The organism is Enterococcus rotai, assembly GCF_001465345.1.
GTDB classification, from domain to species: domain Bacteria; phylum Bacillota; class Bacilli; order Lactobacillales; family Enterococcaceae; genus Enterococcus_L; species Enterococcus_L rotai.
Genome location: NZ_CP013655.1, coordinates 848414 through 860851, shown reverse-complemented (window position 1 = coordinate 860851; position 12438 = coordinate 848414). Strand labels below are relative to the sequence as shown.

The following is a 12438-nucleotide window of genomic DNA, read 5'->3' as shown; positions in this document are numbered from 1 at the left end:
TAGATGATGAACAATACTTGGCGACTAGAGGGAGAGAAGTAACCTAACTAGTGAATCACTGCGTTTCAATCTCATTGTTGTACATCATAAAGAACGAGGAGACTTGATGATGTACAATCCAAGCAGTAGCAAGGACAAAAACACCTCATTTTCATATTCACATAATAAGGTAGGAGTAGCTAATGTATACAGATACTGAAGGGGGAAACAAAATGAAGACAAAATTATTAGTCGTAAGCGCTGTAGTAACGGGATTATTACTAACAGCATGTGGGGGCAATGACAAAAAAGAAACAACAAAAAGTGAAGATGGGGCAATTGCAACAACTCAAAAAATTGAAATTAGCTCACCTGCTCCGCTCTCAACCTTAGATACAACACAAACAATGGATAAAAACACCTTTACAATCGTTCAACATCTTTTTGAAGGATTATATCGCTTCGATGATGATAGTACACCAATTCCAGGATTAGCTGAAAAAGTGGATATTAGTGAAGATGGTTTATCTTATAAATTTACCCTAAGAGACGATATCAAGTGGAGCGATGGTGAACCGATTACTGCACAGGATTTCCTTTATTCATGGAAAAAATTAGTAACACCTGCAACGATTGGTCCAAACGCATACTTGCTAGACAATGTAAAAAATAGCAAAGCAATCCGTAATGGTGAAAAAGCAATTGATGAAATTGGTCTATCTGCACCAAGTGAAAAAGAGTTTGAGGTGACGTTAGAACAAGCACAACCATCATTTTTAACAGTCGCATCAATTGGTTGGTTAGCACCACAAAATCAAGCATATGTTGAAAAACAAGGCAAAGACTATGCAACAGATAGTGATCATTTACTTTATAGTGGTCCATTTATCTTAACGGATTGGGATGCATCATCAGATACATGGACATTAAAGAAAAATCCGGAGTATTATGATGCAGATAAAGTGAAACTAGAAGAAGTGAATGTCAATACGATCAAAGAAGAAAATACAGGTATCAATTTGTACCAATCAAACGAGTTGGATCTAACTCGGATCAGTGGTCAGTACGTTCAACAATACAGTGATGATAAGGGCTATGTTACTCATTCGGATGTTGCCAATTACTACCTAGATTTCAATAAAAAAGCAGATACGGCGCCAGATAATCTTCATTTACGCAAAGCAATTGCACAAGCGATCGACAAAGATGCATTGACGAAAAGTGTACTAAACGATGGTTCAAAACCATTGAACGGTTTAATTCCAAGTGGGCTATATAAAAATCCTGAAACATCTGAAGACTTCAGAAAGTTCAGTGGGGATCATTCAGTTTATGATGTGAAAAAAGCGCAAGCTGAGTGGGAGAAAGCCAAAGCGGATTTAGGGGATAAAATCAAACTATCACTTTTAGTTTCTGATGACGATAATGGTAAAAAAATCTCTGAGTACGTTCAAAGTCAATTACAAGAAAACTTAAAAGGGTTAGAAATCACGATCAATGCACAACCAAAAAATAATGTTCTACAAACGCGTAAAGATAAAAACTATGAGCTATCATTGTCTGGCTGGATTGCTGGAAGCAGTGATTTAGATTCTTATTTCAATTTGTACGCTGGAGACTCTGCCTATAACTATGGTTCATATAAAAATGCTGATTACGATAAACTGATTACAAATGCCCGTACGGTCAATGCTAATACACCAGACAAACAGTTTGATGATTACAAAGAAGCGGAAGCTATTTTATTAGATCAAGATGCAGCCCAAGTGCCACTTTACCAAAGTGCTTCTAACTACTTGATCAATCCGAAAATCAAAGGGATCAGTTATCACTTATACGGTGATTACTTCAACCTTAGAACAGCTTACTTAGAGGAGTAGAAAAATGAGCCGATTATTAGAACGATTTATCCGTTATGTTAAAGTCAATACACGCTCTGATGCAGCCAGTCAGACAGTTCCGACGACAAGAGGACAAGTAGAGTTTGCTAGAATCATTGAAAAGGAATTAGCTGAAATCGGACTTTCTGAGATTCATTACAATGAAAAAAATGGCTTTTTAACAGCAACGCTACCTGCAACAACACGTGAGGATGTACCGGTAATCGGGTTTATTGCTCATTTGGATACAGCAGATTATAATGCTGACAATATTCAGCCAAAGGTTTTCCAAAACTATGACGGCCAAGATGTGGTGTTGAATGAAAAATTAGGGATTATCATGGCAACAGAAGAATTTCCCAATTTAAAAGAGTATACAGGACAAACGTTGATTACAACGGATGGCACAACATTATTGGGTGCTGATGATAAAGCGGGAATCGTTGAAATTTTAGATGCGGTGGAATATTTACTGGCGCATCCTGAGATTCCTCATGGTGAAGTCTTACTGGCATTTGGACCAGATGAAGAAATCGGCCGTGGAGCAGACGGTTTTGATGCAGCAAATTTTCCAGCAAAATTTGCGTATACAATAGATAGCGGCAGAGTCGGTTGTTTTGAGTATGAAACGTTTAATGCGGCACAAGCTGTGATTAAAATCGAAGGGACAAGCGTACATCCTGGAACAGCCTATGGTGTCATGATCAATGCCATTAAATTGGGTGAGAAGATCGATGCCCAACTGCCTAAAGAAGAAGTTCCCGAAAAAACACGAGGGTACGAAGGCTTTTACTTGCTGACAAAATTTATTGGAAGTTTAGATCACGCCGAATTGACGTATATTATCCGTGATCATGATAAAGAACTTTTTCAAAATAGAAAAAACACACTAGCTGAAATAATCTCTAAATTAAATGGCACTTTGGACAAAGAGCGCGTAACTATAGAGTTTTTAGACCAATATTACAATATGGGAGAAATTATCGAAAAAGATATGACACCTGTAAAGCTTGCAGTCAAAGCAATGGAAAACTTAAACATCAAACCAGATATTCAACCTTTTCGTGGTGGAACGGATGGTTCGAAAATTTCATTTATGGGGATCCCAACACCTAATTTATTCACCGGTGGCGAAAATTTCCATGGACAATATGAATTTATTACGCTTGAGTCAATGGAATTAACCGCAAAAACGATAGTCGAAATTATCAAAGAAAACCTTGCTAAATCAAAGGTCTGAAAGTGGAAAATGAAAAATAGATAAAAAATCGTTGACAAGATTAGAATTTTCTAATATGATTATCCTCAATAGCAAAGCTTTGAGAAAGAGGAGTAACAACACTGGAACTTTTCAGAGAGCTGATGGGACTGCGAATCAGTAAGGGATGGGTTGTGAATGGACTTTCGAGCAAAATGTTGAACTATAGTAGGCATTTTCGGGAACTCCCGTTATAGAGTAAGGTCGTTGATAGACGACTGATAAGAGGAAAGAATTTCTTTCAAACTTGAGGTGGCACCGTGAATAGTTCGCCCTCAAACCACAGATTTTTGTGTGGTTTGGGGGCTTTTGTTGTAAACTGCTGTGGCTGGATCCGCCAGAACAGATGACGAACAATACAAGGCGTGCCAAGGGAAAGAAGTAACCTTACTAGGAATCACCAAACGCTCTGATCCAATAAAAGATTAGTAGTGAACAACAACTCCCTAGTAAACGAAAATAACTTTATAACATTCACGTTATCATCGCTGATATAGTATAAAGTTACTAAAGGTTACTAAAAAAGAAATACCCTTTTCATTGAGGTGGTACCGTGGATACTATTATTCGCCCTCACAAAACAGCTAGTGGTCTGTTTTGTGAGGGCTTTTTGCTGTGAATCACTACACTGAATTTCGATCTCATCAATTTCTAAGAGCTGAAGCTCTTAGAAATTGAAGGACTACGATTGGCTTCGCCAGAGTAGATAATGAACGGTACTTGGCGAGCGAAATGAGAGATGTTTTATTACTAGAGAATCACATATTCTATCAAAATCTGAAATAAAAAATAGAAAAGAGGGAATCTCATGCAACGAATCAAAGAAATCCAAGCAGACTATCTAACTGCGATATCAGCCTTTTTAAGAATCAAAGGAACGAACAAATGTCTTTTGGAAAGTATTCCCAGAGATAAAAGCAAAGGACGCTATTCGATTATTGCGTGGGATGCCGTTTCTGAAATCACTTGTTTCGGTCATCAGTTCACGATCGATGGTCAAACAAGAACGGTAAAAGATCCATTAAAGGAAATCGAAAAATACGTCTTGAAACAAGAAGAAGTCTCAGCAGAGTTACCTTTTCAAGGTGGGGCGATCGGTTATGTTGGCTATGATGTGATTGCTTGCTACGAAGATTTAGGGCAACAGCCATTTGACGAATTGAACGTTCCAGATATTCATTTTTACTTATTTGATTCGTACTTAATATTTGATCATGTTAGTGAAAAAATAGTTTTAGTCGAAGCGAATACTTACTCGAAACGTGGAGAAGAAGAGCTAGCTGAAGCGATCATACAAAAAATAAAAGAACTTCAAACACCAAACCAAGAAGAACAAAAAGTTATCCATTTGAAGAAACTGCATTACAAAAGTAATTTTAGTAAGCCACAATTTGAAGCAGTCGTTACCAAAATAAAAGAATATATCAAACAAGGTGATATGTTCCAAATGGTACCATCACAACGTTTAACTGCTGATTTTGAAGAAGCTCCATTTGATTATTATCGTAGGTTACGGGTGACCAATCCCTCCACCTACTTATATTTTCTAGACTTTGGTGAAACTTATGTGATCGGTTCTTCTCCGGAAAGTCTAGTGAGCGTGAAAAATCAACTTGTCACGACAAACCCAATTGCTGGAACACGAAAACGAGGACAGACAGCTGAACAAGACTTGGTGTTGGAACGAGAGTTGATTACTGATGAAAAAGAACGAGCAGAGCATTTGATGTTGATTGATCTTGGCCGCAATGATATAGGGAAAGTAAGTGAAATCGGTTCTGTTGAAGTGCCAGTTTATATGATCGTTGAAAAGTATCGGTTCGTTATGCACTTAGTCTCTGTAGTAACTGGAAAGCTGAAACAGGACTTGACCGCAATGGATGCCTTGAAAGCAACTTTACCGGCAGGGACAGTTAGTGGGGCACCGAAAATTAGAGCGATGCAACGGATTTATGAGATCGAACCAGTTAAACGAAACATTTATGCTGGAGCCGTGGGCTATCTGTCGAAAAATGATCAGGCTGATTTTGCTATTGCCATCCGAACGATGGTTGTTCATAAAAATAAAGCGTATGTTCAAGCCGGTGCAGGCATTGTTTACGATTCTGATCCTGCAAAAGAGTATGAAGAAACATTGCATAAAGCAAAAGCACTGTTGGAGGTGGGAGAATGATTTTACTCATTGATAATTATGATTCATTTACACATAATCTAGCTCAATTGATTGGTGCAGACCAAGAAGTTGTGATTACTCGAAATGATTCAGATACTATTTTTCAGCTGGCAGATCAGGCTAAGGCAATCATTATTTCTCCTGGACCTGGAACGCCAGAAGAGACTGGGCATGTAAAAGAACTGATCCAGCAGTTTTACCAAAAGAAGCCAATACTAGGTATTTGCTTAGGCCATCAAACAATTGGGGAAGTATTCGGAGCCAAAGTTATACTGGCTAAGAAAATTCGTCACGGTAAGCAGTCACTTATTAAAACGAATAAAGACAGTCAGCTTTTTAAAGGGATAGCTCAAGAAGATTCAGTGATGCGGTATCACTCACTTGTGATTGATCGTCAAACGTTGCCATCAGAATTTCTAGTTACTGCAATAGCAACGGATGATCAAGAGATTATGGCAATTGAACATCAAAAATATCCAGTGTTCGGCCTTCAATTTCATCCAGAATCGATCGGCACTTCAAGCGGTGCAGCAATTATCAAAAATTTTATCCAAGTAATGGAGGAACAATGAGATGAAAGAACTCTTTGAAAAAGTTTTTAGTAATCAACATTTGACACGTTTGGAAACACAACAAGTAGCGGAAAAAATCTTTGAAGGACAACTAACAGATAGTCAAATTGCAGCTTTTCTAACAGCATTAAAATGCAAAGGAGAAACGGCGGAAGAAATGGCCGGAATTGCAGAAACGATCCAACGTAAAGCAGTCATAATCGATTGTCAAAAAGAGAATGTTATGGATAATTGTGGAACTGGTGGGGATCGATCAGGCAGTTTCAATATTAGCACAACAGCTGCCTTTGTTTTAGCAGCCGGTGGTGTAACGGTTGCCAAACATGGTAATCGCAGTATTTCCAGTAAATCAGGCAGTGCTGATCTTTTTGAATGTTTAGGGGTTGATATTACACTGTCGCCGGATAAACTAAGTACGGTATTGAATGAAGTTGGTCTAGCTTTTCTTTTTGCACCTCACATGCACCCGAACATGAAATATGTGATGAATGTCCGCAAAGAGCTGGGGACACCAACAATTTTAAACTTGATTGGTCCGTTAACGAATCCAGTAAGATTGGACTCACAGCTAATGGGCACTTATCGGCGGGATCTATTGGAAGAAACAGCGAAGACGCTAGGTGAATTAGGACGTAAGCGAGCGGTAGTTGTTAATGGTTCAGGTAACTTAGATGAAGCAACGTTGGCTGGAACAACCCATTTTGCTTTATTAGAAGAGCAACGGATCACCATGCATACGATCGAACCAGAAGAGTTTGGGTTTGCGCGTCTCCCAATAGAGGCGATTCAGGGTGGGAAGGCTGAACAAAATACAGAAATCCTGTTATCAATTTTAAAAAATCAGGCGAGCCCATATTTGGATACTGTTTTATTAAATGCTGGATTAGGATTTTTCAGCAATGGTAAAGTGTCCAGCGTTCAAGCAGGAATTCTGTTGGCGAAAGAGTGTGTTGCAAGCGGTGAGGCTTTTGATAAACTGCAGCAGTTGATCAAAGTACAAAAGGAGGTAGCTTAAATGGATTTTTTAGAAACAATTATTCATGAAAAGAAACAAGAAGTACAGGCAATGCCTTTAGAGAAGGTTCAACCCTTAAGGAAAACAGATTCATTTTATCAGCAAGTCAAAGCGCATCCGGAGAAAATGCATATCATCGGAGAAGTTAAACGAGCTTCGCCATCTAAAGGTGCTATTAATCTAGCTGTCAACGTAATCGAACAAGCGCAAGCATATGAACAAGCCGGTGTTACAGCTATTTCTGTATTAACGGATGAAGTCTTCTTCAAAGGCTCAATTGAAGATTTACGAACAGTTGCTTCACAGGTAGCGATTTCAGTTTTATGTAAAGATTTTATCATCGATGACAAACAGTTGATTCGTGCAAGAAATGCTGGAGCGACGATGGTGTTATTGATTGTTTCGGCTTTATCTAAACAGAAACTAGCAGAGTTATACACCAAAGCAGTCGCCTTGGAGTTAGAGGTTTTAGTAGAAGTCCATGATGAACAAGAACTTGCAATAGCAGAAGGATTATCGGCTCAACTAATCGGTGTGAATAATCGGAATCTGAAGACCTTTGATGTGTCGATCGAAGTCAGCCAACAACTAGGGAAAAAACAAACAAGAGATGCTGTTTATATCAGTGAATCAGGTTTTTCAACGGGTCAACAAGTTGCTCTTGTAAAAGAAAATTATCAAGTGGTTTTAGTTGGTGAAGGGTTGATGCGGGAAAATGATCCTAAAGCAAAAGTCAAAGAATTGCAGGTCTTACGATGAAAGTTAAAATTTGCGGATTGAAAACGGAAGAACATGTAAATACAGCAGTTGCACATGGGGCAGAGTATCTTGGTTTTGTTTTTGCGGAAAGCAAACGTCAGATTAGCCCAGAAAAAGTCAAAGAGATCACGAAAGCTGTCCCTAAACGAGTCAAAAAAGTGGGCGTATTTGTTTCTCCGAGCCGATCAGAAGTTGAATGGATCGTTCGACAAGCTCGCTTAGATATGGTGCAAATTCATGGGTTATTAAAAGCAGAAACCTTTTCAGTTCCACTGATTCGCGCCATCCCTGTTGAGGGTTCAACCCAAGAAAAGCTTATCCAAGAGACCTCAACAGAATATGTGTTATTCGATGCACCACCACAGCGATTTGTTGGGGGAAATGGTCAAGTATTTGATTGGTCTAGGTTAGATACGAATTCGATTAAAAACAAGAAAATCATCATTGCTGGCGGCCTAACATCAGAAAATGTCCAACAAGCAAAACAACTATTTGACCCGTATGCAGTCGATGTATCAAGTGGCGTTGAGACAAATGGAGAAAAAGATCTGAATAAAATAATTGCTTTTCTAAAAAAAGCACGTTAGCTTTGCGGGCTAGGTTCATGAAACAGCATCTCGGAAAAAAGATAAAACCTGAATGCGGTAAAGAACACCACTTTCATGTTTTCCTATTTCTCTGTCGATGCTAAACGGTCCATTCAGCTTTAATGTTATCTAGCTTTGCGGGCTAGCCTTTCGGAAAAAAGATAAAATCTGCCTGTGACAAAAAATGTCACAAACATATTTTTCTGTCAAGGCTAAACGAGCCCGCTACACTTTAATTGCAAGGAGGAAAATCATGTATAATCAACCAAATCAAGGGTTTTACGGAGAATTCGGGGGGCAATTTGTCCCTGAAACATTAATGTATGCAGTGAAAGAATTAGAAGAAGTTTATGAAGCGTCTAAGAAAGATGAGGCATTTCAAACAGAGCTGAATTATTACTTGAAACAATATGTAGGGCGAGAAAATCCTTTGTATTTTGCCGAGCGTTTAACAGATTATGCGGGTGGGGCCAAAATTTATCTGAAAAGAGAAGATTTAAACCATACGGGTGCGCATAAAATCAATAATACGATTGGGCAAATTTTGTTGGCGAAAAAGATGGGCAAGAAAAAAATTGTCGCAGAAACAGGTGCAGGCCAACATGGTGTAGCAACAGCGACTGTTGCTGCTTTGTTTGGAATGGAGTGTACGGTTTTTATGGGAGCTGTTGATGTTGCTCGCCAGTCCTTGAATGTTTTTCGGATGGAATTATTAGGTACGAAAGTTGAAAGTGTTACTTCTGGAAGCAAGACATTAAAAGATGCAGTTAATGAAGCGTTACGATTTTGGGTTGCCAATGTTGAAGATACTCATTATGTGATGGGCTCTGTCCTAGGACCGCATCCATTTCCTGAAATTGTTCGAGATTATCAAAGCATCATCGGAATTGAAGCTAGACGGCAATTTTTAGAAGTAGAAAATAAATTGCCAGATGCAGTGGTTGCATGTGTTGGTGGTGGGAGTAATGCAATGGGAATTTTCTATCCATTTATCAATGATGATGTAGCGCTAATCGGTGTTGAGGCAGCTGGATTAGGTTTGGATACAGAGGCACATGCAGCATCGATCAACAAAGGCAAAACGGGTGTTCTTCACGGTGCTATGATGAAGTTGCTTCAAGATGATGACGGACAAATTTTAGAAGCGTTCTCGATTTCGGCTGGATTAGATTACCCTGGCCTTGGCCCAGAACACTGTCATTTAAACGAGACAAAGCGAGCAAGTTATGAATCGGTAACGGATCAAGAAGCACTAACTGCTTTTAAGATTTTATGCCAAACAGAAGGGATCATCCCCGCGTTAGAAAGTGCACATGCCGTTAGTCATGCAATAAAAATCGCAAAAGAACTTGGCCCAGATAAGCAAATCGTTGTTTGTCTTTCAGGTCGTGGTGATAAAGATGTCCAACAAATCAAAGCATTATTGGAAGAGGAGGGGAACCAATGAAACCATTAACAAAGCAATTGAAGGAAAAACAAGAGGCCAACGAAACGATTTTCGTTCCATATATTATGGCTGGAGCACAAGGTCTAGAACAATTAGCAGATGAAATTCATTTATTAACAGAGGCCGGTGCAAGTGCGATTGAATTAGGGATTCCATTTTCTGATCCAGTAGCAGATGGTCCTGTGATCCAAGCAGCAGGACTGCGAGCATTGGAAAATAAAGTGACGCTACGAAAAATAATTAAACAGCTAAAACAAGTCAAAACCCCAACGCCATTAGTCATCATGACGTATTTCAATCCGATTTTTAGTTATGGTCTAGAAGCATTTGTACAAGATTTAGCTGAGACGAATGTCTTAGGATTGATTATTCCAGATTTACCTTATGAGCATCAAGAACGATTAGCACCGTTTTTAAAAGACAGTGATATTTCGTTGATTCCATTAGTGGCGTTAACGACGCCAAAAGAACGGATTCCAGAGTTAGTCGAAGCGGGCGACGGCTTTATTTATGCAGTAGCAGTCAATGGTGTAACAGGCATTGGTCGAAATTATGAAGAAACAGTAGACGAACATTTAGCTTATATTCAACAAGTCAGTAATAAACCAGTTTTAGCCGGGTTTGGTGTTTCTTCTAGGGAACATGTTGATCGTTTTAGAAAAAGTTGTGCAGGAGTGATCGTAGGAAGCAAAATCGTACAACTGCTGAGTGAAGGGAAACACAGCGAAGTCAAAGCCTTTATTGAAGCAGCAGTAAGAAACTAGTTTTTTCATTTTTCCCCTTGCCACTGAGCCTGAATTTCTGTAAAGTAGTATGAAAAGCAGGTGAAGTTATGGAAATTGTCATCAATCGAAATTTGATTTTTGCAGAAAATCAATCTCTAAAAACAGAACGCTTAACGTTGCGGCCCGTAACGCTAAGTGATGTTCATGATATGTATGAATATGCATCTGACGAAGAAACCTGTAGATATGTTTTTCCAAGGCATCAAACGATAAAAGAGACCAAAGAAAGCATTGCTAATTATTTTATGTGTGCACCTTTCGGAAAATACGGAATTGAATTAAATACAACGGGAAAACTCATTGGAACGATCGATTTACGTATCGAGAGTCAACATCATATAGCAGAAATCGGTTATGCGCTGAATAAAGATTTTTGGGGTAATGGCTATGTACCAGAGGCAGCAAATGAACTGCTCCGTTTAGGCTTTGAAGAACTAAAGTTGATGCGAATTTTTGCAACATATGATATTGATAATCCTAAATCTGGGCGTGTAATGGAAAAAATTGGGATGAAAATAGAAGGGAATATCCCGAATGCTCGCATGTGGAAAGGGAAAGTCGTTACAGATGTCATGCGTGGAATTACGTTAGAGGAATGGCAGCAACTACACAACTAAATAACAGAACAGCTCAGAGGAGAAATGAAGACATGCTGATGTTTACTGAAAAAGATTTTGATGTTTTTACAATAGCAGGGTTAGACCCAAGAATGGCTGGGATTCGTTCAACGATCCAACCAAAATTTCAAGAATTAGATGAGTATTTTGCTGAAAAATTAGGCGAGAAACTCGAAACAGAATTTTTTGTTCACATTGCTCAACACCGTCGGAGAACGGTTTATCCGCCAGAAAATACTTGGTCAGCTTTGAGTCAGAAAAAACGTGGTTATAAAATGGAAGCACATTTCCAACTAGGTATTTGGCCGGATTATCTTTTTATGTGGTTATCACTAATTGATAATCCTAAAAATGAAAAAGCAATTGCTCAAGCTTTTTTGGATAATCAAGAACTATTTAAACAATTGGATGATGATTTTTATCTGTCGATCGATCACACACAACCTGAGATCGAACGTTTGAATGAAGCGGATTTGGAAAAGTATTTGACTCGTTTTCGCGATGTAAAAAAAGGAGAATTCCAAATTGGTCGAATTATTAGGAAGACAGATAATTTGCTGAATGATCCTGAAAAAGCTCGTGCCTATATGTTGAAAACGTATGAAGAGTTATTGTCTTTATATGAACTAGCAAGTAAACAACAATAAAAAAACAAGTAGTCACTTCAACATAGAAGTGGCTACTTATTTTTTATTGTACACCGATCTTATTCAATGGATAATACCGAAAATAAACCACACCGACAATATCCTCTTTATCCACAAAACCAAAGTAACGGCTATCATCGGCTTTGCGACGATTATCCCCTAATACAAAATACTTTCCTTCTGGAACAACCGTTGCGGGCCCAGCAGCTGTACTCGCCAAAGTGAAATCAGCCGTTAAGGGTTGTCCGTCTGTTAAAGTTTCTTTAAATTCATCTAAATAAGGCTCATCATATTTTTTATCATTGATATATAATTGATCATTTTCCATCCGGATTGTATCACCAGGCAAGCCGACAACACGTTTCACGATTCGTTTTCCATCTCGTGGGCTCGGAAAAGTTGCTACATCAAAACGTTTTGGACTGACCAAAGAGGTTTGCCACAGGCGATCAGATTCATGATAAGTTGGCTCCATTGAAATGCCGATAACTTCCACAGGTGTTAAAACAAACTTCCTAAGGAAAAGCGCAAATAGCAAAATCATTGAAAATTGGATTACTGTATAAAGTGTGCTGTGTTTCTTTTTCATAGATAAACTCCTTTTTACTTATTGTTTCTTTTAGTATATCAGAATAATAGGCAGAAATAAGAAGAAAGGTAGACAAATTTGTGGCTTTTTTTAGAGGAGGTAAAAGCAAATATTTTGTTGTAAACTCTAA

General features: G+C 38.6%; 12 protein-coding genes and 1 other annotated feature. Of the genes, 11 read left to right on the top strand and 1 reads right to left on the bottom strand.

The features are described from left to right. The first annotated feature begins 212 nt into the window (after nucleotides 1-212). The 11 genes from ATZ35_RS04110 to ATZ35_RS04060 all read left to right on the top strand — a co-directional run bounded on the left by ATZ35_RS04110 (nucleotide 213) and on the right by ATZ35_RS04060 (nucleotide 11719). Entirely contained in the window at nucleotides 213-1859 is a 1647-nt protein-coding gene (locus ATZ35_RS04110) for a peptide ABC transporter substrate-binding protein (RefSeq protein ID WP_208929618.1), read from the top strand. Between the two features lie 4 nt (nucleotides 1860-1863). Beyond that, complete coding sequence (pepT, locus tag ATZ35_RS04105; RefSeq protein WP_208929617.1) at nucleotides 1864-3099, top strand: peptidase T; 1236 nt, start codon at nucleotides 1864-1866, stop codon at nucleotides 3097-3099. Nucleotides 3100-3169: 70 nt separating this feature from the next. Further along, nucleotides 3170-3397, top strand: a binding site (T-box leader). Between the two features lie 528 nt (nucleotides 3398-3925). Continuing rightward, nucleotides 3926-5290 carry an anthranilate synthase component I gene (gene trpE / locus ATZ35_RS04100; RefSeq protein WP_208929616.1) on the top strand — a complete coding sequence of 455 codons (1365 nt, stop codon included), beginning with the start codon at nucleotides 3926-3928 and terminating at the stop codon, nucleotides 5288-5290. Further along, nucleotides 5287-5862, top strand: coding sequence for an anthranilate synthase component II (locus ATZ35_RS04095; protein ID WP_208929615.1), 576 nt, complete (start codon nucleotides 5287-5289; stop codon nucleotides 5860-5862). The genes trpE and ATZ35_RS04095 overlap by 4 nt, the downstream gene beginning before the upstream one ends. 1 nt (nucleotide 5863) lies before the next feature. Further along, on the top strand, nucleotides 5864-6877 hold the full coding sequence (trpD, locus tag ATZ35_RS04090; RefSeq protein WP_208929614.1) for an anthranilate phosphoribosyltransferase: 1014 nt from the start codon (nucleotides 5864-5866) through the stop codon (nucleotides 6875-6877). After that, entirely contained in the window at nucleotides 6878-7636 is a 759-nt protein-coding gene (trpC, locus tag ATZ35_RS04085) for an indole-3-glycerol phosphate synthase TrpC (RefSeq protein WP_208929613.1), read from the top strand. It abuts the gene before it with no gap. Beyond that, nucleotides 7633-8223, top strand: coding sequence for a phosphoribosylanthranilate isomerase (locus ATZ35_RS04080; RefSeq protein ID WP_208929612.1), 591 nt, complete (start codon nucleotides 7633-7635; stop codon nucleotides 8221-8223). Before trpC ends, ATZ35_RS04080 begins: the two co-directional genes overlap by 4 nt. A gap of 253 nt (nucleotides 8224-8476) precedes the next feature. Next, the gene (gene trpB / locus ATZ35_RS04075) at nucleotides 8477-9670 is read left to right on the top strand and encodes a tryptophan synthase subunit beta (RefSeq protein ID WP_244148211.1); all 1194 of its coding nucleotides are present in this window, start codon (nucleotides 8477-8479) and stop codon (nucleotides 9668-9670) included. Further along, the gene (trpA, locus tag ATZ35_RS04070; RefSeq protein ID WP_208929611.1) at nucleotides 9667-10434 is read left to right on the top strand and encodes a tryptophan synthase subunit alpha; all 768 of its coding nucleotides are present in this window, start codon (nucleotides 9667-9669) and stop codon (nucleotides 10432-10434) included. Before trpB ends, trpA begins: the two co-directional genes overlap by 4 nt. 68 nt (nucleotides 10435-10502) lie before the next feature. Further along, on the top strand, nucleotides 10503-11072 hold the full coding sequence (locus ATZ35_RS04065; protein WP_208929610.1) for a GNAT family N-acetyltransferase: 570 nt from the start codon (nucleotides 10503-10505) through the stop codon (nucleotides 11070-11072). Between the two features lie 32 nt (nucleotides 11073-11104). Further along, entirely contained in the window at nucleotides 11105-11719 is a 615-nt protein-coding gene (locus ATZ35_RS04060) for a DUF1054 domain-containing protein (protein ID WP_208929609.1), read from the top strand. Nucleotides 11720-11762: 43 nt separating this feature from the next. On the opposite strand, the gene lepB is transcribed toward ATZ35_RS04060, so the two are convergent. Beyond that, on the bottom strand, nucleotides 11763-12308 hold the full coding sequence (gene lepB / locus ATZ35_RS04055; protein WP_208929608.1) for a signal peptidase I: 546 nt from the start codon (nucleotides 12306-12308) through the stop codon (nucleotides 11763-11765). Between the last annotated feature and the right edge of the window lie 130 nt (nucleotides 12309-12438).